The sequence below is a fragment of the Serratia nevei genome (assembly GCF_037948395.1).
Taxonomy (GTDB): domain Bacteria; phylum Pseudomonadota; class Gammaproteobacteria; order Enterobacterales; family Enterobacteriaceae; genus Serratia; species Serratia nevei.
The window spans coordinates 937,460-960,652 of sequence record NZ_CP149940.1; the positions used below are offsets into that span (position 1 = coordinate 937,460).

At 58.9% G+C, this 23,193-nt stretch carries 27 protein-coding genes; 17 read left to right on the top strand and 10 right to left on the bottom strand.

Features of this window, described 5'->3' with window-relative positions:
- The first annotated feature begins 141 nt into the window (after positions 1 to 141).
- Positions 142 to 1,245, top strand: coding sequence for a DUF1615 domain-containing protein (locus V8N38_RS04385; protein WP_147839366.1), 1,104 nt, complete (start codon positions 142 to 144; stop codon positions 1,243 to 1,245).
- Between the two features lie 53 nt (positions 1,246 to 1,298).
- Here the strand turns inward: V8N38_RS04385 and V8N38_RS04390 are convergent, their stop codons facing one another.
- Positions 1,299 to 2,978: an alpha-keto acid decarboxylase family protein gene (locus V8N38_RS04390; protein WP_060423204.1), complete on the bottom strand. Its 1,680-nt coding sequence runs from the start codon at positions 2,976 to 2,978 to the stop codon at positions 1,299 to 1,301.
- A 674-nt stretch (positions 2,979 to 3,652) separates the two neighbouring features.
- On the opposite strand from V8N38_RS04390, the gene V8N38_RS04395 reads away from it, so the two are divergent.
- From V8N38_RS04395 to V8N38_RS04410, 4 genes are all read left to right on the top strand, one after another.
- Positions 3,653 to 4,132 (top strand): universal stress protein, encoded by a 480-nt coding sequence (locus V8N38_RS04395; RefSeq protein WP_087763256.1) that lies wholly within the window; start codon positions 3,653 to 3,655, stop codon positions 4,130 to 4,132.
- Between the two features lie 156 nt (positions 4,133 to 4,288).
- Positions 4,289 to 4,879, top strand: a complete 591-nt coding sequence (pagP, locus tag V8N38_RS04400) for a lipid IV(A) palmitoyltransferase PagP (RefSeq protein ID WP_025301698.1) — start codon at positions 4,289 to 4,291, stop codon at positions 4,877 to 4,879.
- A gap of 126 nt (positions 4,880 to 5,005) precedes the next feature.
- Positions 5,006 to 5,494, top strand: a complete 489-nt coding sequence (locus tag V8N38_RS04405) for a DUF2501 domain-containing protein (protein WP_015376789.1) — start codon at positions 5,006 to 5,008, stop codon at positions 5,492 to 5,494.
- A 50-nt stretch (positions 5,495 to 5,544) separates the two neighbouring features.
- Positions 5,545 to 5,808, top strand: coding sequence for a DUF333 domain-containing protein (locus V8N38_RS04410; protein ID WP_004940597.1), 264 nt, complete (start codon positions 5,545 to 5,547; stop codon positions 5,806 to 5,808).
- Positions 5,809 to 5,843: 35 nt separating this feature from the next.
- Here V8N38_RS04410 and V8N38_RS04415 read toward each other — a convergent pair whose 3' ends face one another.
- Both V8N38_RS04415 and V8N38_RS04420 read right to left on the bottom strand, forming a co-directional pair.
- Positions 5,844 to 6,461, bottom strand: a complete 618-nt coding sequence (locus V8N38_RS04415; protein WP_047728779.1) for a hypothetical protein — start codon at positions 6,459 to 6,461, stop codon at positions 5,844 to 5,846.
- 106 nt (positions 6,462 to 6,567) lie between these two features.
- Entirely contained in the window at positions 6,568 to 7,257 is a 690-nt protein-coding gene (locus tag V8N38_RS04420; RefSeq protein ID WP_060440611.1) for a ZIP family metal transporter, read from the bottom strand.
- Positions 7,258 to 7,395: 138 nt separating this feature from the next.
- On the opposite strand from V8N38_RS04420, the gene V8N38_RS04425 reads away from it, so the two are divergent.
- Complete coding sequence (locus V8N38_RS04425; RefSeq protein ID WP_060423217.1) at positions 7,396 to 8,178, top strand: DeoR/GlpR family DNA-binding transcription regulator; 783 nt, start codon at positions 7,396 to 7,398, stop codon at positions 8,176 to 8,178.
- 2 nt (positions 8,179 to 8,180) lie between these two features.
- Positions 8,181 to 8,564 (top strand): VOC family protein, encoded by a 384-nt coding sequence (locus tag V8N38_RS04430; RefSeq protein WP_147839367.1) that lies wholly within the window; start codon positions 8,181 to 8,183, stop codon positions 8,562 to 8,564.
- On the opposite strand, the gene V8N38_RS04435 is transcribed toward V8N38_RS04430, so the two are convergent.
- Positions 8,565 to 9,473 (bottom strand): LysR family transcriptional regulator, encoded by a 909-nt coding sequence (locus V8N38_RS04435; RefSeq protein WP_049273915.1) that lies wholly within the window; start codon positions 9,471 to 9,473, stop codon positions 8,565 to 8,567.
- A 125-nt stretch (positions 9,474 to 9,598) separates the two neighbouring features.
- Between V8N38_RS04435 and V8N38_RS04440 the strand changes: the two genes are divergently transcribed.
- The 6 genes from V8N38_RS04440 (at position 9,599) to V8N38_RS04465 (ending at position 14,137) form a co-directional block, all read left to right on the top strand.
- Positions 9,599 to 10,480: a pirin family protein gene (locus V8N38_RS04440; RefSeq protein ID WP_038873171.1), complete on the top strand. Its 882-nt coding sequence runs from the start codon at positions 9,599 to 9,601 to the stop codon at positions 10,478 to 10,480.
- A 117-nt stretch (positions 10,481 to 10,597) separates the two neighbouring features.
- A complete protein-coding gene (ycaC, locus tag V8N38_RS04445; RefSeq protein ID WP_004928476.1) occupies positions 10,598 to 11,224 on the top strand; it encodes an isochorismate family cysteine hydrolase YcaC in 627 nt (208 codons plus the stop codon).
- A 305-nt stretch (positions 11,225 to 11,529) separates the two neighbouring features.
- On the top strand, positions 11,530 to 12,705 hold the full coding sequence (locus V8N38_RS04450) for a type I restriction endonuclease (RefSeq protein ID WP_060440607.1): 1,176 nt from the start codon (positions 11,530 to 11,532) through the stop codon (positions 12,703 to 12,705).
- Positions 12,706 to 12,941: 236 nt separating this feature from the next.
- Entirely contained in the window at positions 12,942 to 13,271 is a 330-nt protein-coding gene (locus tag V8N38_RS04455) for a hypothetical protein (RefSeq protein ID WP_025301705.1), read from the top strand.
- Between the two features lie 75 nt (positions 13,272 to 13,346).
- Positions 13,347 to 13,799: a thiol-disulfide oxidoreductase DCC family protein gene (locus V8N38_RS04460; protein ID WP_060423232.1), complete on the top strand. Its 453-nt coding sequence runs from the start codon at positions 13,347 to 13,349 to the stop codon at positions 13,797 to 13,799.
- Between the two features lie 86 nt (positions 13,800 to 13,885).
- Complete coding sequence (locus tag V8N38_RS04465) at positions 13,886 to 14,137, top strand: hypothetical protein (RefSeq protein WP_033642017.1); 252 nt, start codon at positions 13,886 to 13,888, stop codon at positions 14,135 to 14,137.
- Here the strand turns inward: V8N38_RS04465 and V8N38_RS04470 are convergent.
- The 3 genes from V8N38_RS04470 to V8N38_RS04480 all read right to left on the bottom strand — a co-directional run bounded on the left by V8N38_RS04470 (position 14,128) and on the right by V8N38_RS04480 (position 16,429).
- On the bottom strand, positions 14,128 to 14,676 hold the full coding sequence (locus V8N38_RS04470) for a GNAT family N-acetyltransferase (protein WP_147839368.1): 549 nt from the start codon (positions 14,674 to 14,676) through the stop codon (positions 14,128 to 14,130). The two genes, V8N38_RS04465 and V8N38_RS04470, sit on opposite strands and share 10 nt — an antisense overlap.
- 95 nt (positions 14,677 to 14,771) lie before the next feature.
- Positions 14,772 to 15,518 carry a DUF2076 domain-containing protein gene (locus V8N38_RS04475; RefSeq protein ID WP_147839369.1) on the bottom strand — a complete coding sequence of 249 codons (747 nt, stop codon included), beginning with the start codon at positions 15,516 to 15,518 and terminating at the stop codon, positions 14,772 to 14,774.
- Between the two features lie 125 nt (positions 15,519 to 15,643).
- A complete protein-coding gene (locus V8N38_RS04480; RefSeq protein ID WP_038873182.1) occupies positions 15,644 to 16,429 on the bottom strand; it encodes a helix-turn-helix transcriptional regulator in 786 nt (261 codons plus the stop codon).
- A 117-nt stretch (positions 16,430 to 16,546) separates the two neighbouring features.
- Here V8N38_RS04480 and V8N38_RS04485 point away from each other — a divergent pair, with 117 nt between their 5' ends.
- Entirely contained in the window at positions 16,547 to 17,317 is a 771-nt protein-coding gene (locus V8N38_RS04485; RefSeq protein ID WP_087763262.1) for a class I SAM-dependent methyltransferase, read from the top strand.
- Positions 17,318 to 17,374: 57 nt separating this feature from the next.
- Here V8N38_RS04485 and aqpZ read toward each other — a convergent pair whose 3' ends face one another.
- Positions 17,375 to 18,070 (bottom strand): aquaporin Z, encoded by a 696-nt coding sequence (gene aqpZ / locus V8N38_RS04490; protein WP_025301712.1) that lies wholly within the window; start codon positions 18,068 to 18,070, stop codon positions 17,375 to 17,377.
- A gap of 425 nt (positions 18,071 to 18,495) precedes the next feature.
- On the opposite strand from aqpZ, the gene V8N38_RS04495 reads away from it, so the two are divergent.
- Positions 18,496 to 19,857: an esterase-like activity of phytase family protein gene (locus V8N38_RS04495; protein ID WP_147839370.1), complete on the top strand. Its 1,362-nt coding sequence runs from the start codon at positions 18,496 to 18,498 to the stop codon at positions 19,855 to 19,857.
- Positions 19,858 to 20,054: 197 nt separating this feature from the next.
- Here the strand turns inward: V8N38_RS04495 and V8N38_RS04500 are convergent, their stop codons facing one another.
- A complete protein-coding gene (locus tag V8N38_RS04500) occupies positions 20,055 to 21,230 on the bottom strand; it encodes a low temperature requirement protein A (RefSeq protein ID WP_087763265.1) in 1,176 nt (391 codons plus the stop codon).
- A 309-nt stretch (positions 21,231 to 21,539) separates the two neighbouring features.
- Here V8N38_RS04500 and V8N38_RS04505 point away from each other — a divergent pair, with 309 nt between their 5' ends.
- A complete protein-coding gene (locus V8N38_RS04505) occupies positions 21,540 to 21,824 on the top strand; it encodes a YdgH/BhsA/McbA-like domain containing protein (protein ID WP_038873191.1) in 285 nt (94 codons plus the stop codon).
- Between the two features lie 240 nt (positions 21,825 to 22,064).
- Positions 22,065 to 22,622: a class I SAM-dependent methyltransferase gene (locus V8N38_RS04510; protein WP_060423257.1), complete on the top strand. Its 558-nt coding sequence runs from the start codon at positions 22,065 to 22,067 to the stop codon at positions 22,620 to 22,622.
- On the opposite strand, the gene V8N38_RS04515 is transcribed toward V8N38_RS04510, so the two are convergent.
- Complete coding sequence (locus V8N38_RS04515) at positions 22,623 to 23,084, bottom strand: GNAT family N-acetyltransferase (protein ID WP_089185551.1); 462 nt, start codon at positions 23,082 to 23,084, stop codon at positions 22,623 to 22,625. It abuts the gene before it with no gap.
- Positions 23,085 to 23,193 lie beyond the last annotated feature (109 nt).

The following is a 23,193-nucleotide window of genomic DNA, read 5'->3' on the forward strand; positions in this document are numbered from 1 at the left end:
ATGATGTATATAAAATACATTTTTATGAGGCGTTTGAACATAGCGGCCTGACGGGAAGGCGCGGCGATATCTTTATACTGGATTGTGCGCGGCGGCTGGGCTAATTTCAGTGCTGTTCATGTCATCACGTTCAGGGAAAAGATGCCGATACCTCGTTTATTTCACCCGACGCCCTTCCGTTGGCTGAGCCTGGCCGCGCTGCTGGCGCTGGCGGGCTGTACCAGTAAAACCCCCACCACGGCGCCGGCGGCGCGCCCCGCCGACGTCAAAGCCCGACTGATGACGCTGATCCCGGCCAACGCCGGCGATCGTCAGGGCTGGGCTACCGATATTACCGCCGCCTTCGCCGCGCAGGGCATCGAGCCGAGCGATGAGAACCTGTGTTCGGTGCTGGCGGTGACCGAACAGGAGTCGACGTTCCAGGCCAACCCGCAGGTGCCGGGGCTGCCGAAGATCGCCTGGAAGGAGATCGATCGCCGTGCCGATCAGATGCACATCCCGAACTTTTTGGTGCACACCGCGTTGAAGATCTCGTCGTCGAACGGGAAGAGCTACAGCGAGCGGTTGGATAAGGTGCGTACCGAGAAGGATCTGAGCGATATCTTCGATGACATGATCGACCGCGTGCCGATGGGGCAGAAGCTGTTCGGGCATTTAAACCCGGTACATACCGGCGGCCCGATGCAGGTGAGCGTCGCCTTCGCCGAGGCGCACGCCACAGGGTACCCTTATCCGATCGACGGCTCGATTCGCCGCGAAGTCTTCAGCCGGCGCGGTGGCATGTACTTCGGCATTATGCATTTGCTGGGGTATCCGGTCGATTACAGCCGGCCGATTTATCGCTTTGCCGACTTCAACGCCGGCTGGTACGCCAGCCGCAACGCGGCGTTCCAAAACGCGGTCAGCCGGGCGAGCGCGATTCCGCTGGCGCTGGACGGCGACCTGATCGATTTCGGCAGCGACAAGCCCGGCTCGACCGAGCTGGCGGTGCGCACGCTCGGCAAGCGCCTGAACATGAGCGACAGCGCCATTCGCCGGGCGCTCGAGAAAGGCGACACGGCCGGCTTTGCCGACACCGACCTGTATAAGAAGGTCTACGCGCTGGCGGGCGGCAAGCTGCCGCGTGAGATGCTGCCGGGTATCCAGCTGGAGAGCCCGAAAATCACCCGCAAGCTGACCACCGCCTGGTTCGCCAAGCGGGTGGACGAACGCCGCCAGCGTTGCATGGCGCGCGCCGGCGGGTAACGACATAAAAAAATGCCGCCGGTGGCCTGAACCACCGGCGGCGCGGTAGCGCCTCAGGCGCTGCGGCGTGGGTTGGTCAGGCCGAAGTTAAAGCTGTTGCAGCGGTTGCAGAACTCTTTCATCACCGGCGGCGTGTCCATCATCGGCACTTTCACCTCGATAAACGCCAGCCGATCCTGCCGCGAGGCGCGTTCCAGGGCCATTTCCAGCTGCTGCGTGGTCTCCACCGCCACGCTGAACGGCTGCGCCTGAGTATTCAGCACCGCCGGCAGTTTGGCGTAGTCCCACGGGCCGATGTCGTTGTAGGACGAGTTTTCGCCGAGGATATAACGCTCGATGGTGTAGCCGTCGTTGTTGATCAGGAAGATGATCGGCTTTTGCTCGCAGCGCAGCAGGGTAGACACTTCCTGCGCGGTGAGCTGGAAGGAGCCGTCACCGATGAACAGCAGATGCCGGCGCTCCGGCGCCGCCATCAGGGTGCCGAGCAGCGCCGGCAGGGTATAGCCGATCGAACCCCAGATCGGTTGGTTGACCACCTTGACGCCGCCGGGCATGCGCATGCCGCCGATGGCGGCGCCCGAGGTGCCGTTTTCCACCACCACCACGTCATCTGCCCGGATAAATCGCTGGATCCGTTGCCACAGATAGGCCTGGTCGATGGGGGTATCGCTCGGCGTCGCCAGCTTCTCTCGTGGATCGGGCAGCGGCGCCAGGGGCTGTACCGGCGCGTCTTCACTCAGATCCAGCAGCGCCTGCAGCAGATCCGCCGCCGCCACCGCCGGGTAGGAGGTGTTGTCCAGCTTCAGCGAGAACGGCTGGATATCCACCTGAGCGGCGGCGGGAATTTGCTGCGAGAAATAGCCGGTGGTGGAGTCCACCAGACGCACGCCGAAGCTCAGCACGCAGTCCGAGTGGGCCATGCGTTCATACAGTTCGGGGCGCGACAGGTTGCCGCTGTAGCCGCCCATCCAACCGGCGGTATCTTCCGGAATAATGCATTTGGCGGTCGGCATATTGGTCAGCGGAATGGCAAAGCGATGAGCGACCTCGATAACCCGCTGCTGCAGCTGATAGCGATCCACCATTTGGTCGATCAACATGATCGGGCGCTGTGCGCGTTTTATTTTGGTTAACAGCGCCATCGCCGCTAATTGCACATTGTATTTATCGCTGGCCGGCAACTGCGGCGCCGCTGCGGCTGCGGTGATTTCAATTTCGACGTCGCAAATATCGGAAGGCAGCTGTAAATAGACCGGTTTCTTCTCTATCCAGGCGCGGGAAATAACGCGCGGAATTTCCTGCGCGGCATTTTCCGGCGTAATCAAGGCTTGAGCAACGGTGAATTGTTTAAAACAGTTCATGACGTTGTCGAAATTGCCGTCGCCCAGGGTATGGTGCAATAGCTGATGATTCTTCATCGCGTGCAGCGGCGGCGTGCCGGCAATGCAGATCACCGGCGAAGATTCGGCATAGGCACCGGCGATGCCGGACAGCGCGGCCAGATCGCCAACGCCGTAGGTGACGATCAGCGCGCCGGCGCCTTTCATTCGGGCGTAGCCGTCGGCGGCGTAGGAGGCGTTCAATTCATTGCAGTTGCCGATAAACGCCAATCGGTCGTCGCTTTCCAGCAGCTCCAGCAGGCTGAGGTTATAGTCGCCGGGCACGCCGTAAATACGATCGACGTTCAGGGCGTGAAGCTGTTGCAGAATGAATGACCCGATAGTTATTTTCATTGATTGCTCCGGATTATTTATCTTTATTTTGTCAGGCGAAAATCAGCAAAAATAAATTGCTGGCGATGTTGTGTCGTTAGCTTTAACAGTTATTTAAAGCGTCGACTTGTTCAAGATAGGGTTGGCAGCCGAAAAATGGGCGGTTTGTATTCGGCGCTTTACGCGATTGAGTAATACATAAAAAGTAGGGATATTGCGTGTTGGCGTGCGGCGGTATTTTTCCTTGATGGAATATCAGCAGAGAAACGGCGCCGCGTTGGCATTTATCATGACGCAGGGGGAGTTTACCGGTACTTTTGATGCCGCGTTAAATCCTGTCTGGCGGTACCCGGCAGTTAGCCTGGAAAAGAAAAGCCGACGCTGACGTAAAGGGGGATTTTGGTGATCCGCCGCACGCTTATTTCAAGAAACCATTCTGTAACCAATTAAAAACAAAAAATTAACAGCGATCGTTTTTTATTCGTCGGTTTCCGTCAGCTTTGCTTTACGGGGGCGGCGGTGCGCGCCACGTCGGGCCGGCGTTAAAATGCGCCGCCACGGTCGCTAAGATAACGTGGTGGCCATCACATTCCGTGGGAAGTGATACGTAAACTTTTCTCTACGTGCGCGCAGATGGCGTATACCTACCAAAGAGGGCGGTGCCCCAGTGGCACTGACTGACGGGGGAAAGAGCGATGAAAAGCTATCGACACATTCTGGTACTGATTCACGATGAGCGCGATGGGCTGCCGTTACTGCGTCAAACGCTAGCGATGGCGGGCGGGCTGCCGATCGCCATCACCGTCGGCCACCTCAACGCCGACTATGCGGAGCTGGAGTACGGCAGCGATGCGCTGGTCAAAGATCGCCAGGCGCAGGAGGTGATCGCCGCCAAGGCGATGCTGAGCCGGCTGGTGAGCGCCGTCGAGGCGCCGGTTGCGGTCAAGGAAATCGTCACTATCCGGCGCTTTAAGGACGTCAACGATTTCATTCATCAGGCCGGTATCGATCTGGTGGTGGTCGGGCACCAGAATCGCCTGTTCGGTCTCTATTCTTCTTATTCCCTGGAGTTTGTGAACCGTCTCGATGTCGATGTGTTGGTCAAGCACCTTGCCCGCGAGTCGTGTGCGACAAAGCGGACTTTTCCCACGGCTTTGCCGCCCGAAAGGCGATAGCATACGCAGGCCGGCACAACCTGTTAAAAGTTATCGGGAATTTTCCGGTGCTAAACTTAACCAAAGCACAACGGGCGTTGGATAAATTAGATACAGCTTGATCTTGCCTGGGCTATCGGTAAGAATCTTCGGCCGTATTTTTACAGGAGCTTTACGATGTTTCTCAAACGGACTCTTTTGGCATGTTCTCTGGCGTTGATATTTCCTGCACTGCCTTCTTACGCTGAGGTTGGTACAGAAAGTGGCAATACCGCGCAGGCTGAAAAACCGGGTCTATGGCAGCGTTTTACCGATAACGTGGCGGAGACCTGGAACAACTCGCCTAACCACGATCTCTATATTCCGGCCATCACCTGGCACAACCGTTGGACTTACGATGATGAACATATCGATAAGTACAACGAGCGCCCGTGGGGGGCCGGTTACGGTATCTCCCGCTACGACAGCGACGGTGACTGGCACGGCATCTACATCATGGCGTTCAAGGATTCCTTCAACAAGTGGGAGCCGATCGGCGGCTACGCCTACGAGAAGATCTGGCGCCCGCTGGATGACAAGGATTTCCGCCTGGGGCTGGGCTTCACCGCCAGCGTCACCGCGCGTGACAACTGGAAATACATTCCTATCCCGGCACCGCTGCCGCTGGCCTCTATCGGCTATCAGCGGCTGACGTTCCAGGCGACCTACATTCCCGGCACCTATAACAACGGCAACGTGTTCTTCGCCTGGCTGCGCTGGCAGTTCTAAATTTCCTGAATTCCGAAAAACGGCGCGGCGGCGAGATAAAAGGAACTTGTCGCCGCCGGCGGCGTCGGAAGGGTATCCCGGCGCGCTGCGCCGATCGCATGCCGTTATTACAGGAGTTTTACCACTATGATCACCAAACATCGTTTACTGCTGGCCTTGGCGCTGTCCGCTACCCTGGCTAGCGGCGCCACTCAGGCTGCCGGGCTGATGGATTCCCTCAGCAGCGCGGCGGGCGAACTGAGCAAGTCGGGCGGCGACAGCAGCGGCGGCATGTCGCTCTCCTCGCTGACCGGCCTGTTGAACGGTGGCGACAAGGCGTTGAGCTCCAGCAGCATGACCAATGCCGCCGGTATCCTGCAGTACTGTGTGAAAAACAACGTGCTGTCGGCTAACGGTGCCGAAGGGGTGAAAGATCAGCTGCTCAGCAAGCTGGGCATCACCAGCACCGAAAACGCCAAGAGCCAGGATTATCAGCAGGGCCTGGGCGGCTTGCTGCAGACCGGCGAAGGCAAGAGCCTGGATCTGAACAGCCTGGGCACCTCGCAGATCACCGAGAAGGTGAAGCAAAAAGCCTGCGATCTGGTGCTGAAACAGGGCAAATCCTTTATTTCATGATGAACGAACGGCGGAGCGCTCCGCCGTTCTTTTTTGCATAAGCTGGAAAAATGAAAAAAACGTTGATGCTTTCCCTGTTGGCGGGGATGACGATGTTGCAGGGGTGTTCCGTGAAATCCAACGATGCGCCGCCACCGCCGCAGGTGAAACCGATCGGCATGGCGAACCCGGCCGACGTGTATTGCACCCAAATCGGCGGCAAGCTGAATGCCAAAGAGAACGCGGCAGGCCAGTATTCCACCTGCACCTTGCCGAGTGGGCAGGAAATTGAAAGCTGGGAACTGTTCCGCCGCGATCACCCGGTGAAAAAGTAACCCTCGCGGCGCCGGCGCTTCCGCCCGGCGCCCGATCAGAATTGGCGATCCCCTATCGACTGCAGCTGCAGGCTGCCGTCTTTTTGTAGCGTCAGCGGCATGCGCCAATCGCTCTGTTTATCCAGGTTGAACGGCCGGGAGCGGAACATGCAGCCGGTCTTGATGTTCTTGATTTTCATGACGTGTTCCGCGTCCGCATTGATTTTCACCTCGAAGCTGCCGGCGGGCGGAATAAAGACTTCCGCCAGCTGCTGCGGTGCCGTCGGCGTTTCCAGCTTGACCAGCACCGCGAAATCGTTGCCCTGATTATCCAGCGTCAGCCGATGCAGACCGGTCGCGGGCAGCCGCGTCGGCTGGTGCAGATAACCGGCTGAGGCGGGCCACGGCTGCCCGGCATTGTCGTGCAGCGGCCCCCCGCACTGTTCACGCGCCTCGCGCAGCGGCATTTCGCGCTTTATCGCGCGGTTGTAATCGGTGGGGGCGGCGAGGCTGAACTCGTCGTCATATTGATGAGCGCGCAGATAGCGCTTGGCGCCGAGCACCGCGATGGCGACCAGCATAAAGAACAAAAATATCCTCAGGCGATTTTTAAAAATCAGCCCGAACAGCTTCCCGGGGAGTTGAAACAGCCACCTTGCGATCGTCAATAACATCGTTTTCCCTTTACGCCCAAGCCGTTACGTCTACGGTAACTTCGCCTGCCTCAGTATAGCCAAAGCGTTGCCTCCGGGCGGCATGCGCCATGAAATTCCTGTTTTTTTACCCCAAACCTTCCTCTAACAGCAACAGCAGCAGGAAGCCGGCAAAGAACATCGCGGTGGCGAACGGTGTCTCTTTTCCGCCTTCATGCGCTTCGACCAGCAGCTCCTCGGTGACCAGGTAGAGCAGGGCGATCAGGCCAAAGGCCAAAAAGGCGGTCAGCCAAAATGCGCCCAGCATGGCCACCGGCGCCCCCAGCAGGCCACCGATGGGCAGCAGCAGCGCCAGGCCGACTATCGCCGCCATGGCCCGCAGCCGCCTGCCGAGAAAGTCTTTCAAATCGCCGACGATCGACAACCCCAGGAACAGCACTTCCAGCGTCAACGCCAGCGTCAACAGCAGACCGGCCTTGGCACCGGCCGCGAAGGCAATACCCAGCACCAGCCCATCGATAAAGATATCGACGCCGACCGCGGCGATAAAACCGACCGGCCCCTGCGCTTTTTCACCTAGTTGCCTAACCAACAGCATTAACAGCACCCCCGCAGCGCCGCCCAGCAACACGGCCAAAGGCGACTGCTGCTTGAGATCGGGCAGGATTTCGGTGGCGGCGGCGGCAAAAACGATGCCGGCGGTAAAGTGATGGATGACGCGCATCGTGGCGGCACCGGGGCGGCGATAGAGTGCCACCGCAGCGCCGATGACGGTGGCTGCGGCGGGAAACAGCGTATAAAGCACGGCGGAGGTCATCGCGTCATAATCCCTTATCGGTGATGTCACTCTCAGTCTAGACGAGCGCCGCCGCTTCAGCGTGGCGAAAAAAATGATTGTTCGATTGTGTACGTTTATGTACATTCGTGATCACTTTAGCGTCACCGGATTTACGCGATGTCCAAACTGTTACCGAATGAACGCCACCAGGCCATTCTCGACGCGCTTCGCCAACAGGGGCGGGTGTTGGCCCTGGAGATGGCGCAGCGGTTGAATACCACCGAAGCCACCATCCGCCGCGATCTGCGCCAGCTGGCGGCGCAGAACCTGTGTAAACGTATCTATGGCGGCGCGCTGGCGCCGACGCCGGCCGAAGGCCCCGTTGCGGCGCGCATGGCGCTCAGCGGCGATGAGAAGCTGACGCTGGCGCAGACCGCGCTGGGGTTGATCGGTGAAGAGCAGCTGATCTTCCTCGATGCCGGCAGCACCCACCTGTATCTGGCGGATATGTTGCCGCGCGATCGGCGTTTGACGGTGGTGACCAATGCATTGAGCATCGCCGGCAAAATGCTGGAACGGCCGGGGATCCGCACCATCCTGATCGGCGGTGAGCTGGATGCGCAGGTTGGCGGCTGCGTGGACGCCAAGGCGGCGGAAGAGATAGATGGTTTCCATTTCGATCTGGTGTTCACCGGCATCTGCGCCTACGACCCGGACGGCGGCTTCTCCGCGCTGAGCTACCAGGACGCCACCTTCAAAAAGCGGCTGCTGACGCGCGCCGGCAGCGTGGCGGTGCTGTGTACCCGCGACAAGCTCAATACCTACGCGCCTTACCCCTTCCTGCCCGCCGGGCGGGTGGATCATCTGGTGACGGCGCGCGGCGCGCACCCGCAGCTCGAGCTGCAGGTGGCGCAGGGCGGCGGCCAGGTTTGGCACAGCGATTTACCGACCGGAGAATGATGATGAAAATAACCCATGTTGCCCTGTGGACCCGTGATATCGACGCGCAGCTGGCGTTTTGGCAGCGCTATTTCAACGGTGAGGCGGGTGAGGAGTACGTCAGCCGCAACCGGCCGGGGTTTGTTTCCCGTTTCGTCAGCCTGGCGGCCGGGCCGACGCTGGAGATCATGCGCGTGCCGACGCTGTTGCCGGCGCAGGCCCTGGAAGAACGGGTGGGCTGGGCGCACATCGCGCTGTCGCTGGGGGATGAACGGCAGGTCGATCGATTGGCGCAGCGCGCGCAGCAGGAGGGTATCCTGCAGTCCGCTCCGCGCTGGACCGGCGACGGCTTCTATGAGGCCGTCATCCGCGATCCGGACGGCAACGCGATCGAAATTACCGCCTAATCACTCCTCTTCGATGCTGGCGAACTGCTCGCCCAGATAATCGAGCAGCAGCCGCACCGCCGGCAATAAACCGCGGCGCGACGGGTAGACCGCATGCACCACGCCGCCCTGCGGCTGCCAGCCGGGCAGCAGCTGGACCAGTTCGCCGCGCAGCATGTCGTCACGCATCATCATCGCCGGCAGCTGAACGATGCCGGCGCCGGCGATGGCGGCGGTGCGCAGCATCAGCATGTCGTCGGTGACCAGCCGCGGCGTGTGTTCCCACTCGACCCGTTCACCCTGCGGGCCGGTCAGCCGCCATTGGTGCTGAGCGCGCGCCGGGCCGAGATCGAGCGTCGGGTATTTACGCAGGTCTTCCGGCGTGTGCGCCGGCCCGAGGGTGCGCACCAGCGCCGGGCTGGCGGCGACGCACCAGGTGCGCTGCGCCAGGATCTTCAGCACCAGATCGCTGTCTTCCAGCGGCGGCGGCCGCACGCGGATCGCCAGATCCAACCCTTCCCCCACCACGTCCACCCGGCGGTTGGTGGCCTCCAGATGCACCGTCACCTTCGGATAGTCGGCCATAAAGGCCGCCACCATGCTGCCGACGCGGGTGTGCAGGATCGCCACCGGGCACGACATGCGCACCGTGCCGCAGGGCTCGGCGCGCGTCTGTTCGATCGCCTGCTGCGCCGCTTCCGCTTCCACCAGCATCGCCTTGCAGTGTGCGTAATAGTTTTGGCCGACCTCGGTCACCGAGAAACGCCGCGTCGAGCGCTGGATCAGGCGCACGCCCAGCCGCTCTTCCAGCAGCGCCACGCGGCGGCTGAGCTTGGATTTGGGAATGCCCAGCGCCCGGCCGGCGGGAGCAAATCCCTGGTGATCGACCACGCTGGCGAAGAAAAACAGATCGTTCAGATCGGTCAGCATCGTATCCCTTATCGTTCTACCAGTAGAACGCTGAGTGTACATCTTGCCTACTACTGCAGCAAACCCCGACAGATTAAACTTCTGCCATCAACTTAAGGCCGTGAGGTCTGAAACGGGAGTTCAAGATGAAAAAAATCCTCGGTATTCACAACAGCCCGGAAGCACATTGGGTCGGTAACGGTTTCCTGGTGAATTCGCTGTTCTCTTATAACGATTTGGGGGCGGAAATGAGCCCGTTCCTGCTGCTGGATCATGCGGCGCCCACCAAATTCCGCTCTGCCTCCGGCACCCGCGGCGTGGGTCAGCATCCGCATCGCGGGTTTGAAACGGTGACCATCGTCTATCAGGGCGAAGTGGAACACCGCGACTCGACCGGCAGCGGCGGGGTGATTGGCCCCGGCGACGTCCAGTGGATGACCGCCGCCTCCGGCATTCTGCACGAAGAGTTCCATTCGCGGGACTTCTCGCGCAAGGGCGGCACCATGGAAATGGTGCAGCTGTGGGTCAACCTGCCGGCCAAGGACAAAATGGCCGAGCCCGGTTACCAGACGCTGCTAAACGCCGATATTCCGGTGGTTCCGCTGGCGGACGGCGCAGGGCAGGTGCGGGTGATCGCCGGTGACTTTGGCGGCCACGCCGGCCCGGCACGCACTTTCAGCCCGCTCAACGTGTGGGATATGAAGCTGAATGCCGGCCACACCACCACGCTGACGGTGAAAGAAGGCCATACGCTGGCGCTGGTGATGCTGCATGGCGCGATCCTGGTCAACGGCGAAGAGGTGGTGCGCGAAACCCAAATGGTGCGTTTCGACCGGGCGGGGGATTCGATCACGATTGAAGCCAACAACGACGTCGCGCTGCTGGTGCTGAGCGGCGAACCGATCGATGAGCCTATCGTCGGCTACGGCCCGTTCGTCATGAACAGCGACGCGGAAATCCAGCAGGCGTTCCGCGACTTCAACAGCGGCAAGTTCGGTAGCATGAACGCCGAAGCGAGCGCCGGCTGACCTTGGTGCCTGGGGCGGGACGTGTTCCCCGGCCCAGGCGCTACACTTAAACCTCAACGCCCCGTCCCAGCGGCGGGGCGTTTCATCCGCAACATCAACCCCCACAGGAGTAAAACCATGACTGCAAATTACAAGCGCCTCGACAAGGACCAGGCCGCCGTATTGCTGGTGGATCATCAGGCAGGGCTGCTTTCGCTGGTGCGCGATATCGATCCCGATCGGTTTAAAAACAACGTGCTGGCGCTGGGTGATTTAGCGAAGTACTTCAATCTGCCGACCATTCTGACCACCAGTTTCGAAAACGGCCCCAACGGCCCGCTGGTGCCGGAGCTGAAGGCCCAATTCCCCGATGCCCCTTTTATTCCTCGCCCCGGCCAAATCAACGCCTGGGACAACGACGACTTCGTCAAGGCGGTAAAAGCCACCGGCCGTAAACAGCTGATCATCGCCGGTGTAGTGACCGAAGTGTGCGTGGCATTCCCGGCGCTGTCGGCGCTCAATGAAGGCTTTGAGGTCTTTGTGGTGACCGACGCCTCCGGCACCTTCAATGAGCTGACGCGTCAGTCGGCCTGGAGCCGCATGGAAGCCGCCGGCGCGCAGCTGATGACCTGGTTCGGCGTCGCCTGCGAGCTGCACCGCGACTGGCGCAACGACATCGAAGGCCTGGGCACGCTGTTCTCCAACCATATCCCGGACTACCGCAATCTGATGACCAGCTATAACACGCTGACGAACGGTAAATAATGCGATAGATGGGCAGTATTCCCTGCCCATCATTTGTATCTAGATTCTGTATAAGTACCAATAATGGTTCACTCGCTATAAATTTCCATCTGTTAATACTTATCTCTTTTTATTGTGATCGGCTGTAGGTCTTTGTGTTCCTATTTTGATTAAGGCCATTTGTTCTGCTATATAACTAATAATTAATGTTAATTCTATTAAATATTGACGGAGTTCTATTTAAGAACCCCGCTTTTTTGCAAGAAAAGCACTTTTGAACGTGTGATTTAAGACTACAGCGACTTAACACAGCAGAGGGACGGTTGATGAATGCATTCAGAGATAAGCTTAAGGCCCATGTTCTTCATGTGGCCTCTGTTGGCCAGCATTGCAATACTGAGGAAACGACTAAGCAGGCATTAATTTTGCCGTTATTAGAAACCTTAGGCTTTCACCCGTATGATCCCACTAAAGTGAAGGCAGAGTATGGTGCTGATTTTCCAGGTGTTAAGGTGGGTGAACGCGTTGATTACGCCCTTTTTTGCCATGCAGTTCCCGTCATGTTCATCGAGGCGAAGTCTTTCAGTCAAAATCTGTCAAACCATAGCCCCCAGCTATCTCGTTATTTTAATGCGACACCAGAGGTCACGGTTTCTGCAATAACCAATGGAAAAGAATGGCGATTTTTCACCGATCTGAAAGATAAGAACATCATGGATGATACGCCATTCCTGAAAATAGATTTTAATAATCTAAATGATTCTGATATTGATCAGCTATATAGATTTAGGCACGACCAATTTCAGCCTGAAGCATTGCGGACGTTAGCTGAAGAAAGTATCTATCTGACTTCATTTACAAAAACTATCAGCGCCAGCCTTCGAGACGTTGATTCAGATTTTGTTCGTTATGTGGCAAGTCGTTCTAACGTTCAGCGTCAGCTAAACCAACGTTTTTTGGACACAATAACGCCATTGGTTCGTTTGGCTGTTGAAAAAGCGGTGAGTGCGATGGTCGTTTCTGGCCTGTCAGTGACGTCGGAAAATGTTGTAGCGTCTGAATCCTCAGATGAAGGTGAAACGCAAAACAGACCCGATCCGCTCGCCCCGATCGTTGATCCCGAAAATAGTAAAATAGTGACGACCTTTGCAGAAAGGTGCTTGTTTGACAATGTGGCGATGATCTTGGGCGCTGAGGCAGAGCTGATTGCGAAAGACACGGAAAGCTATTACAGCATCCTCTTTCAAGGGAAGACGACGCGATGGGTTCTGCGTTATTTCGACAATAAGCAACGCCCAACCATTTTGCTTCCGCTTGAGATAGACGATGCCAGGCTGGCTGAGATAACTCGTGCCGGGCTGGAGTTGGCTGCAGGGGGGCATATCATTATCGACCGCCCGGAAAATATTTTGCGGCTAACGGGTTTGATCGTTGATTCTTACCAATATTGTATTAATGACGAAAACTTTAGGCAGAAGAGAAAAGATAAGCAGGAAAGCTAGCTCATACCCCGTTAAGGGGGGATTAGAAAAATAACATGAAGAGTTTCCACGTAGGGTGGCATGCGCTGTGTGGAAGGATGGAAAAGTCGGAATGCTTACCAAATCTTCTGTTTTCATCACGTTAGACGCGGGATGTAAGCAAAACGTAGCGGGGCGAAAAGGTAGCGAAAAGCGGCTTTCTCATGGGTCGGGGGCGGGGTAGCGTAATCCCGAACCCGGCAAATGAGGCTAATTCAATGAAACAAGCAATCAAGATCCTGGCGCTGCCCTGCATGGGCATGGCGCTGTTGTTCAGCGCGAGCGCGATGTCGGCCCCTGAGGCGCCTGCGGCCAAAGCGTTGCCGCCTGTGGCGGATGAACCGATGCGCATGCCGCCTTTCCCGGGCGGGCACCCGCCCAAGCCGGGGTTCTGCCACGGCGGCGAACTGTTCTGCGCCACCTCGGCCAGCGACAATCCGGTGGAAACCATCAACAAACTGACGGCGGTGATCCCGGCGGGCAGCGCCAAGCATTACGAGGTGCGCGTCGCGGTGGTGGCCGTGCCTGACGCCCCGCCTGCGCCTTAACGGGCCCTGTCATCCCGCTCTGGTTCGCACGCTCAAGGCGCGTTAGGCTAAGGCGAGCGTTTATCGGGAGGCGGGATGACCCTTTTAGCACAACTGCCCTGTCTCCAGCCCGGCGAGTGCGCGCTGTTGTTCGACGGCGAATGCAATCTGTGTCACGGGCTGGTGAGGTATCTTATTCGCGCCGATCGGCAGCGGCGCATTCTGTTGGCGACGGTGCAATCCGTCGAAGGGCAGGCGATCCTGCAGGCGCTGGGATTGCCGACCGATCGTTTCGATTCCGTGGTCTATGTTGAGCAGGGGCGCTGTTGGCTGCGTTCGGCGGCGCTGTTCCAGGCGTTGCGCCAATTGGGGTGGCCGCATCGCGCGCTGGCGCTGGCGCGTTACCTGCCGCCGCGGCTGGCGGACAAGGTCTACGATGCGGTTGCCGGCAATCGCTACCGGCTATTTGGCCGCAACGACGGCACCGGTTTGCCGGGCGCCGACCAGCCCGGGCGCTATCTGCCCCGGCGGCGGGAACCGCCGGCCTGAGCTTTACGCTTCTTTACCATCCAACCGCTTGAAATATCAACACTCCGGCTCCATATAATGGAACGTTCAGCCAACAAGGAGCGCGTATGGGAATCAGTGAAGAAGAGCACATCCGCCGTTTGACCCAGGAGAAGAACGACATGGGCAATACGGCGAAATGGGTGGCGATCGTTTCCGCCGTGTACTTTGCCTTGATGGTGTTTTACGGCCACCCGACCGGCGTATTGGCGATGTCGGGCGCGGTGTTCATCGTTTCTACCGCCACCTGGCTGAAAAAGCGTCAGAAGGTCAAATCTTACCGCATGGCGTTGGCCAAAATCAGCGACGATCAGCCCTGATAGTCGCCGCGCTTTAGCGTATACACCAGGCTCGGCGCTGCGCCGGGCACGTCATCCAGCGTATCCACCCGCTGCATGCCAATCTTTTCCAGCACCCGCCACGAAGCCTGATTCTCCGCGCGCACAATGGCAGAAATCTCACCCACCTCCAGACCGACAAACCCGTATTGCAGTGAAGCCCGCGCCATCTCGGTGGCCAGCCCCATGCCCCACACCCGGGTGTCGAAGCGATAGCCGAGGTTAACGGTGCGCTGCGCGCCGAGCGGTTTCCAGGACAAGCCGCCAAAGCCGATAACCCAATCCGACCGTTCGCGCAGGGCGAGCGCCCAGGAGCCGTAGCCGTGTTGCCGCCAGACGGCGAGCCGCTCCTGCAGCGCCAAAGCGGCCTGCGCTTCGCTGGTGAGCGGGCCGGCGGGGTTGAAGCGTTGGGTTTGCGGATCGCCAAAGATGGCGTAGAAACGTTCGAGGTCCGCCATCACCGGCGGCCGCATCTGCAGGCGCTCGCTGAAGTACGGGGCTGAAGGATTAAAGCTCGGCATCGTTTCTCCCGGCCGGATCAATGAACAGCGTTCACTGTAGTCCAGATCGGCGAAACGGGAAATCCCCCTCTGCGGGTGAGAGGGGGAGAGGAGCATTACAGGAAGGAATCGTCGTCGTCGTTGTAATCGTCGTCGGCGTAGTCCGTGTCATCCTGATAGTTGGCGTTCTGGAAGCCGTTGTCCTTATTCAGGAAGCTGCCGCCGTCGCCGTTGTTGAAGGTATCAAGGTTGTTGGAGGCGTCGAAATTGCGCATCGCGCTGTCGTCCAGCGGTGCCGGGTTTTCTTCGATAATATTCACGATTTCCTGCGGCTGCGAATGGCGGAACATGCCGGTCAGCATGTCGGCCAATACCACGCCGCCGGCGACGCCCGCCGCGGTTTGCAAAGCCCCACCCAGGAAGCCGCCGGCGCGCGAAGGCGCCGCCTGCTGCGGTTGGGCATAGGCTGGCTGCTGCGGCTGTGAGTAGCCCCCTTGCTGCGCGTTGTTCCAGGCCGCCGTATTTTGCTGCTGCGCCTGATACTGTTCACGCGGGCTTGGCGTACTGCGGCTGCCGCCGCCGAACAGGCCGGCCAGGAAGCCGCCGCTGCTCTGTTGGCCGCTGGCGGTTTGCTGCAGCTGCGCGACCTGGGCTTCCAGCTCTTTGACCCGCTGGTCCATCTGTTTGAGCGCCGCTTCCTGAATGATCATTGCCTGCGCCATGTAATAAGGGGCGGAAGGCTGCTCGCGAATATGCTGATTAATTTGCTGTTCTGCCTGGAGATCCCGTGGGCCCGTCTTGGTCTCGGCTTCTTTCAGGCGGCCAAACAGACCATCGATAAGGCGTTGTTCTTCGGATTGCATAGGCGTACCTCGGGAGATAAATAACGGTGCTGGATGATCGTTGTCATCGGTAACAATCACCCTAGCGCGTTTGCATGAACCAATAAATAAATGGCGGGTAAACCTGTCTATGAATTTGTTACCAATTACGGCAGCGGGATCAGCATTACCAGCTTCAGACCGCCGTGCTCCGCCGGATGGAAGGTGAGCTGGCGATAGCGCAGCGCACCTTGCTGAGGGTGCTCGAACGCGCGCTCGCCGCCTTCGCGCGCCATCACGTCATGCTGTTTCCACCAGTGATTAAAGTCCGCGCTGTTGTGCGTCATGTTGCGCACGAAGGCGCGCATCTCTTCGGTGTTTTGGTGATGGCTGGTCTCGGCGCGAAACTCAGCCACCACGCGGCGGGCACGTTCTTCCCAATCGCTGACCAGCGTTTTCGCCAATGGGTGGAAGAACATGAAGTGCAGCAGGTTGGGGCTGTTGGCCACATCCAGCCAGCCGCTGAACAGCGCCGCCGCCTGCGGGTTCCAGGCGACGACGTTCCAGGTCACGTCCAGCAGGTAGCAGGGCACCGTCATTTGGTGCACGCTTTGCAGCACCGCGTCGTTGGCGGTTTCGCGGTGCGTTTCCTGCTCGGGATCGGCGACGCGGGCCAGGGTAAACAGGTAGTGGCGTTCGGCGGGGCCGAGCCGCAGCGCCTTGGCGATGCGTGCCAGCGTATAGGGGGAAATGGACACCTCGCGCCCCTGTTCGATCCAGGTATACCAGGTGGCGCTGATGCCGCTGATTTGCGCCAGCTCTTCGCGCCGTAGGCCGCTGGTGCGGCGGCGCGAGGAGCTGGGCAGGCCGAGCATTTCCGGCGTGATGCGCTCGCGGTGCGCGCGCAGGAATGCGCCGAGGGCCTTTGGCCCGGATAAGGCTTCTGATGACATAGCGTGGTACCTATTTATACCAGGATAACTGCTCATATTGTACCCGTATAGTAGCCTGATTATAGTAGCCGAAAGCCTTCAGGCACAGGCGCAAGCCGGATAATAACGGGAGCAAACATGAGCATCAGCAACAGCCATAAAAACGCGGTAGACCGGCAGTTCGGCGAGCAGGCCAACGCTTACTTAACCAGCGCGGTGCACGCGCAGGGCAAGGATTTACAACGCCTTGCACAGTTACTGGAACCGCATGCCGGCGCGCGTTTGCTCGATCTGGGCTGCGGCGCCGGGCACGCCAGCTTCACGGCGGCGGCCAGGGTGGCGCAGGTGGTGGCCTACGATCTGTCGGCGCAAATGTTGGCGGTGGTGGAGCAGGCGGCAGCGGAAAAAGGCTTGAGTAACATTCAGCTGCAGCAGGGCGTGGCGGAGTCTTTACCGTTTGAGGACGCCAGCTTCGATCTGGTCATCAGCCGCTATTCGGCGCACCACTGGCACGACGTTGGCCAGGCGCTGCGTGAGGTCAAGCGGGTACTCAAGCCGGGCGGCAGAGCGATCTTCATGGACGTGGTCTCGCCGGGGCATCCGCTGCTGGATATCTACCTGCAAACCGTGGAAGTGCTGCGCGACACCTCGCACGTGCGCAACTATGCGCCGGGCGAGTGGCTGGCGTTATTGACCGAAGCCGGGCTGGTGGTGCGCGAGGTGACGTCGGATCGGTTGATGCTGGAGTTCGGCAGCTGGGTGGCGCGCATGCGCACGCCGGCGCATTTCGTTACCGCGATCCGCGCGCTGCAGCAAAGCGTGTCGCAGGAGGTCGCGGCGCACTTCGCCATTCAGCCGGACGGCTCCTTTACCAGCGATATCATGATGTTTGACGTGACGAAGGGCTGAAAGCAACGGGGCAGCCGATGAAGGCTGCCCCGTGAAACGCTATCGGCTGCGATGCGCTTATTTTTTATCTTCCAGCAGGCAGCGGTAGATCAGGCCGCCGATAATGCCGCCGACCAGCGGCACCAGCCAGAAGACCCACAGCTGCTGCAGCGCCCAGGTGCCCTGGAAGATCGCTACACCGGTGCTGCGCGCCGGGTTGACGGAGGTGTTGGTCACCGGGATGCTGATCAGGTGGATCAGGGTCAGCGTCAGGCCGATCGCCAGCGGGGCAAAGCCTGCCGGCGCGCGTTTGTCGGTCACGCCATGAATAACGATCAGGAAGAAGGCGGTCAGCACCAGCTCAATCACGATGGCTGATTGCAGGGAATAACCGCCCGGTGAGTGTTCGCCGTAACCGTTGGAGGCGAAACCGCCCGCGGTGGCGTCGAAACCGGCTTTGCCGCTGGCGATCAAATACAGCACCGCCGCTGCGGCGATACCGCCGATCACCTGTGCGATCACGTAAGGGATCACGTCTTTCGCCGCGAAACGGCCGCCGGCGAATAAGCCGACGGTGATCGCCGGGTTAAAGTGCCCGCCGGAAATATGGCCGACGGCATAGGCCATCGTCACCACGGTCAGACCGAAAGCGAGCGCGACGCCGAGGAAACCAATACCCAGCTGTGGGAATGCTGCGGCTAATACTGCGCTACCACAACCACCAAACACCAACCAAAATGTGCCAAAAAATTCAGCAAAAAGTCGCTTTGACATAGATTCCATCCTGCGGAATAGACTAACGGGCGTTAGCACTAAAAACTATAGAACAGCTTTTTCAGTTCATGCAGATATTCTATAGAATTTTCTTAATGCACCTTGAATAACGGCGGTATTAAATCCCCGGTATTTTATTTTGTCTATGAGAAAAACACCGTTTTTTGCCGTGCTGGCGTGCGTTTGCCGATTTTTTTATCTTTGCCATAAGAATTTACCCTAAGCGAAATGACGGGCTATTTTCGGGCGATTTTTTCCAGCGGTTTTCTCCATTCAATATCCCCAGGTTAATTGCTAATTTCTATTTGCCAGCCAACCTATTGCCTATTGCACATTTGACGAATTGCCTGTTGTCATCTAGGTGTCATGCTAAATTAATATCTTCGTCTGCCTGATAACGCTTCATTCAACCTCGGGTAAAAACCATGAAAATAAAATCGCTCTCCCTGCTGTTGGCTTCACTGTTTCCTGTATTCACCTACGCTGCAGATATTGAGGTGGCGCGTTATCTGGTCGGCTTCCCCGGCGGGGAACGCGTCGCCTATCAGGGGGCGTTCGCCAAGAATTTCCCGCAGGGGCTGCCGGTGGGGATCGGCTCCGGGCTGACGTTCAATCGCAAGCAGGGCGACGATCTGGTGCTGACGACGCTGACCGATCGCGGCCCGAATGCCGATGCCCCGGCGGTGGGCAAGCAAGAAGCCAAGATTTTCGCCAACCCGCAATTCGTGCCCCTGTTGATGGACATTCGTATCGGCGGCGGCAAGGCCGTGGCCGAGAATGCACGGCCCTTGCATGACGAAAAAGGGCCGATTAGCGGGCTGCCGCTGCCGAGCGAGCTGATTGGTTCCACGAACGAAGTGGCGTTGAACGACGCGTTGCAGCCGCTGCCCGGCGATCGCCGCGGGTTGGATACCGAAGGCATCATCGGTGACGGCAACGGCGGCTATTGGCTGTGCGATGAGTACGGTCCGTTTCTGATCCATGTCGACGGCAACGGTAAAATTCTCGCCAAATACGGCCCAATGCCGCAGGCCGGCGAGCAGGCGGTGGCGAGTGGTTTGCCGAACATCCTGAAGTGGCGCCAGCCCAACCGCGGTTTTGAGGGGCTGACCCGGATGCCGGATGGGCGCATTCTGGCGGCGGTGCAGAGCACGCTGGATGTCGATGGCAAAAGCAAGAACAAGGCGCAGTTTACCCGGCTGGTGAGCTTCGATCCGCGCAATGGCAAAACCGCCATGTACGGCTATCCCATCGATATCGACAGCTATAAAAAAGCCAAAGACGCCAAGATTGGCGATGTGGTGGCGTTGGACAACCAGCGCATCCTGTTGATTGAACAAGGAACCGGTAAAGATAAGACGATGATCAACAAGATCTATCTGGTGGATCTCGCGCAGGCCAGCGATCTGAGCGCGTTTGACGGCCAGGGGAAAGCGCTGGAGTTCGACGATGCGAAAGATCTCGCCAAACGCGGCGTGAAGCTGGCGCAGAAACAGGAAGTGGCGGACCTGCGCCAGTTGGGCTGGCGCCAGGAGAAAGCGGAAGGGTTGGCGCTGATCGACGATCGCACGCTGGCGGTGATTAATGACAACGATTTCGGCCTGCAGGCCAAGCTGGTGGACGCATCGCCAAAGAGCAAGAAAATCGGCGATTATCAGCTGGAGAAAGAAGGGCGGCTGAGCCTCGACGGTGACAAGACCGACGCCCGTATCGAATTGCGCCCGCTGGAGCAGCCGGAGTCGCTGAGCGAGCTCTGGGTGCTCACCTTGCCGCATCCCTTGAAGTGAGACAGCGGGGGCGATAGCGCCCCCGTCAGACCGTTGACAAAGGAGGAAAAAACGTGGTTTTTCCTCCTTTGTGGCCATCAACCGAAAATCAATAAATTGATTTTCCTTATTTTTTATCCGCTGCTCTCTGCAAACCCGGCAATGGCATGAGGTTTGTCATCAATCTCACAGCGGGGGCGGTGACGCCCCCGTTTGCTTCAGGCTTCCGCGTGCCGCTGCGGCGCTCTGCCGCGCGAGATGCTCTCCCACACCGCCACCACCACCATGATCAGCGTCGTCAGGCCATTGACCATCAGCAGATCGGTGAAATAGGCGACGGGGGCCAATACCGCCAGCGCCAGCAGCCCCACCAGGTGCGACAGCGGAAAGCGATGATACACCAGCCGTTTATACAGCGCGTTGGCGAACAGGTAGAGTGCCGGGCCGAGCAGCAACACCGCCGCCGTGGCGTTTTGGATGCGGCCGTCGGGATGGGCGATCACCAGCTCGTTGGCCACGGCGCAGACGATGATCGCCCCCACCAGCGCGACGTGCACGTAATGGAAGTAAGCGCCCAGCTGGCCGGGGTTTTCCGCCTGGCTGATGGCATGGCTGCCGGCTTTGCTGCTGGTGTCGAAGTAGACCCACCACATCGCCAGGCTGCCGAGAAAGGCCACCAGCGAGGCGATGAGCACCGGCAGGCTCCAGCTTTCCATCTCGCTCAGGGTGGCGCCGGTGATCAGAATGGTTTCCCCCAGCGCCACGATCACGAACAGCTGGCAGCGTTCCGCCAGATGGTGACCCTCGATGGTCCATTCGCTGCTGCTGTCCGAGCGCCCCAGCACCGGCAGCCGGAAGCCGAACATCGGCGAGACGTATTCGCACAAGACCGCGACCGCCCACAGCGCCAGGCGGGCGTTGCCTTCCGCCAGCCCACCGGCGATCCAGAAGACGGCGGAGATGCACAGCCAGCCGAGGATGCGGTGAAAGTTTCGTTTTAACGGATGACCGGGCGCCAGCAGGCGCAGTACCGTGACGGAGCGCCCGACCTGAATGGCGACATAGAACAGCGCGAAGATCAGGCCGCGCTCGCCAAACGCCTGCGGCAGCGCGGCGGCGGCGAACAGCCCCAGCAGCATGATAGCGAACAGCAGCAGGCGGATCTGACGGGTATCCGGATTGAACCAGTTGGTGACCCAGGCGGTGTATTGCCAGGCCAGCCAGACGGCGAACCACAGCAACAGGGTTTCCAGCGCGCCAGTCAGCGTCAGGTGATGCAACAGATAGTGGGAAAGTTGGGTCACGGCGAAAACGTAGATCAGATCGAACAGCAGCTCGGAAAACGAGACTGAAGCGCCCTGACCGTCACGCACGCGCAGCAGGTTTTGCGACATAAGCGTTCTTCCTTAAAAGGGTAAGCCACAAAATCAGCGTAGCTCAGCGCGCCCCGGCGGGTAAAAAATCTTAAATAGCGGCGGCGCGCGTTCTTTCTTTCTCCCCGTCTTTAATTGTTCATCAAATAAGGGTAAGGTGAACCCTATAAAGTCATTTCCGCCTTAAAATACACACTCGCTCTCACTTCCTCCTTATTCTCCTCACAATGATTGATGTTCTTTACGTTGCATGACGTCCGTTTTCATTGGCTAGCGGATAATTAACATCACTGACAACGAGCTAATAAACAAGAACACCTGGAGTCAATCATGAAACTTATCCCAAGCATCGCAGCAGTATTGATCGCCGCCGCTTCCTTCTCCACTTTCGCCGCGCCGCTGTCGTCGGTGAAACAGGTCAACAGCGAACAGGCCGCCAATCTGCAAAGCCTCGGCGTGGTGTCGGTTTCCGGCATTAGCGGCTCACCGCATGACGCCATTCACGCCCTGAAAGAAAAAGCCGCGGCGGACGGCGCCGGCCATTACCGCATTATCGGTCTGGACACCCCCGGGGATTCCAGCAACTGGCGCGGCAATGCGGAAATTTATCGCTAAGCGTTGGTTTTTTACCCTCTGGCCACGGCAACGTGGCCAATAAAATAAACGGTCGTAATAATTATCTGATAGGGCGCGCGTGGGCGGCTTATTTTCAGGTCATTATTACGACCGTTTTTCATTTTTCCGCTGCGGCTGAGGTTGCATTTTATTACAACTGTGTCCGCCGCTTTCGGAATCATGTTAATGAATACTTAAGAAATTCGGCTCACATTGAGGACTTAACCCAAGGAGGCCTCAATGTTAAATGCGACCCGGCTGCAACTGATGAATCACTTCGCTTACCTGCAGCAATTTATGGCTTCACCGCGCACCGTCGGTACGCTGGCGCCTTCTTCCCCGTGGCTGTGCCAGGCGATGCTGAACCAGGTTGAATGGACCCGGGCGCTGTCGATCGCGGAGCTGGGGGCGGCGGACGGCGTATTGACCAAACGCATTCTGGGGCGGATGCGCGCCGATGCGGCGCTGGAGGCTTTCGAGATCCAACCGCATTTCGTGCATCGGCTGCGGGGGATAGACGATCGGCGGCTGCAGGTGATGGCCCATTCGGCGACACAAATGGCCACGGATTATGACGTGGTGTTTTCCTGCCTGCCGCTGCTGTCGATCCCGGTCAGGATCAGCGTGCGCATCCTTCAGCAGGCCCGGCAGCGGCTGCTGGCGCGCAACGGCACGCTGGTGCTGTTCCAATACAGCCACCTGTCGGAAAAATTGCTGTCCCGCTATTTTCACTGGAAGCGCCTGCGGGTGGTGCGCAATTTCCCGCCGGCGCTGGTGTATGTCTGTACGCCGCGTTAACTACAGCGTTTTCACCATCACAACCACGTCTTCGTCATACTGCCGCCGGCGCTCCAGAGGTTGCCAACCCCAGCCGGCGTACAGCGCTTCCGATTTGTCGGTGATGAGATGCAAAATCGAATGATGGCGCTGCCGCGCCGCTTCGACGATCGCCATCTCCAGGCGGTGGGCAATGCCCTTGCGGCGGTGATCGGGATGCACGAAGACGCCGGCCAGCCACGGGGTGAGATCCTGGCGCTGATGATCGTCGCTGGGCCACAGGCTGGCCATGCCCACCGGGCGATCGCCGTCGATCATCATCAGCGTCAGGTGATCGCCGCTTGGCCGGCTGCATTGGGCGAAGCGCAGCTGGGTGCGCTCCAGCGTGCCGCCGCGTTGTGAACCCCACTGGCCGAAGGCCCAGGCGGCGCACACATCGGCAAACTGCGGGCACTCCGACAGCGGAATAATGCGTTGATCCATGGATGTCTCCCTATTTTGGTGGTTTCCGCTCTATTTAACCGATTTCCCCGCCATTTTTTTAACTTTTTAAAGCCGCTCTTTTAGCGGTTTCGCCATGTTTCGCCGCGCG

Bases quoted from the DNA above. Each gene is read 5' to 3' on its own strand.
- V8N38_RS04475 (WP_147839369.1), bottom strand. From the start codon at position 15,518: ATGCAATCCGAAGAACAACGCCTTATCGATGGTCTGTTTGGCCGCCTG.
- V8N38_RS04485 (WP_087763262.1), top strand. From the start codon at position 16,547: ATGAGCATCAGCAACAGCCATAAAAACGCGGTAGACCGGCAGTTCGGC.
- V8N38_RS04495 (WP_147839370.1), top strand. From the start codon at position 18,496: ATGAAAATAAAATCGCTCTCCCTGCTGTTGGCTTCACTGTTTCCTGTA.
- pagP (WP_025301698.1), top strand. From the start codon at position 4,289: ATGTTTCTCAAACGGACTCTTTTGGCATGTTCTCTGGCGTTGATATTT.
- V8N38_RS04505 (WP_038873191.1), top strand. From the start codon at position 21,540: ATGAAACTTATCCCAAGCATCGCAGCAGTATTGATCGCCGCCGCTTCC.
- V8N38_RS04385 (WP_147839366.1), top strand. From the start codon at position 142: ATGCCGATACCTCGTTTATTTCACCCGACGCCCTTCCGTTGGCTGAGC.
- V8N38_RS04430 (WP_147839367.1), top strand. From the start codon at position 8,181: ATGAAAATAACCCATGTTGCCCTGTGGACCCGTGATATCGACGCGCAG.
- V8N38_RS04450 (WP_060440607.1), top strand. From the start codon at position 11,530: ATGAATGCATTCAGAGATAAGCTTAAGGCCCATGTTCTTCATGTGGCC.
- V8N38_RS04405 (WP_015376789.1), top strand. From the start codon at position 5,006: ATGATCACCAAACATCGTTTACTGCTGGCCTTGGCGCTGTCCGCTACC.
- V8N38_RS04425 (WP_060423217.1), top strand. From the start codon at position 7,396: ATGTCCAAACTGTTACCGAATGAACGCCACCAGGCCATTCTCGACGCG.
- aqpZ (WP_025301712.1), bottom strand. From the start codon at position 18,070: ATGTCAAAGCGACTTTTTGCTGAATTTTTTGGCACATTTTGGTTGGTG.
- V8N38_RS04500 (WP_087763265.1), bottom strand. From the start codon at position 21,230: ATGTCGCAAAACCTGCTGCGCGTGCGTGACGGTCAGGGCGCTTCAGTC.
- V8N38_RS04480 (WP_038873182.1), bottom strand. From the start codon at position 16,429: ATGTCATCAGAAGCCTTATCCGGGCCAAAGGCCCTCGGCGCATTCCTG.
- V8N38_RS04515 (WP_089185551.1), bottom strand. From the start codon at position 23,084: ATGGATCAACGCATTATTCCGCTGTCGGAGTGCCCGCAGTTTGCCGAT.
- V8N38_RS04410 (WP_004940597.1), top strand. From the start codon at position 5,545: ATGAAAAAAACGTTGATGCTTTCCCTGTTGGCGGGGATGACGATGTTG.
- V8N38_RS04455 (WP_025301705.1), top strand. From the start codon at position 12,942: ATGAAACAAGCAATCAAGATCCTGGCGCTGCCCTGCATGGGCATGGCG.
- V8N38_RS04415 (WP_047728779.1), bottom strand. From the start codon at position 6,461: ATGTTATTGACGATCGCAAGGTGGCTGTTTCAACTCCCCGGGAAGCTG.
- V8N38_RS04435 (WP_049273915.1), bottom strand. From the start codon at position 9,473: ATGCTGACCGATCTGAACGATCTGTTTTTCTTCGCCAGCGTGGTCGAT.
- V8N38_RS04470 (WP_147839368.1), bottom strand. From the start codon at position 14,676: ATGCCGAGCTTTAATCCTTCAGCCCCGTACTTCAGCGAGCGCCTGCAG.
- V8N38_RS04390 (WP_060423204.1), bottom strand. From the start codon at position 2,978: ATGAAAATAACTATCGGGTCATTCATTCTGCAACAGCTTCACGCCCTG.
- V8N38_RS04460 (WP_060423232.1), top strand. From the start codon at position 13,347: ATGACCCTTTTAGCACAACTGCCCTGTCTCCAGCCCGGCGAGTGCGCG.
- V8N38_RS04395 (WP_087763256.1), top strand. From the start codon at position 3,653: ATGAAAAGCTATCGACACATTCTGGTACTGATTCACGATGAGCGCGAT.
- ycaC (WP_004928476.1), top strand. From the start codon at position 10,598: ATGACTGCAAATTACAAGCGCCTCGACAAGGACCAGGCCGCCGTATTG.
- V8N38_RS04510 (WP_060423257.1), top strand. From the start codon at position 22,065: ATGTTAAATGCGACCCGGCTGCAACTGATGAATCACTTCGCTTACCTG.
- V8N38_RS04465 (WP_033642017.1), top strand. From the start codon at position 13,886: ATGGGAATCAGTGAAGAAGAGCACATCCGCCGTTTGACCCAGGAGAAG.
- V8N38_RS04420 (WP_060440611.1), bottom strand. From the start codon at position 7,257: ATGACCTCCGCCGTGCTTTATACGCTGTTTCCCGCCGCAGCCACCGTC.
- V8N38_RS04440 (WP_038873171.1), top strand. From the start codon at position 9,599: ATGAAAAAAATCCTCGGTATTCACAACAGCCCGGAAGCACATTGGGTC.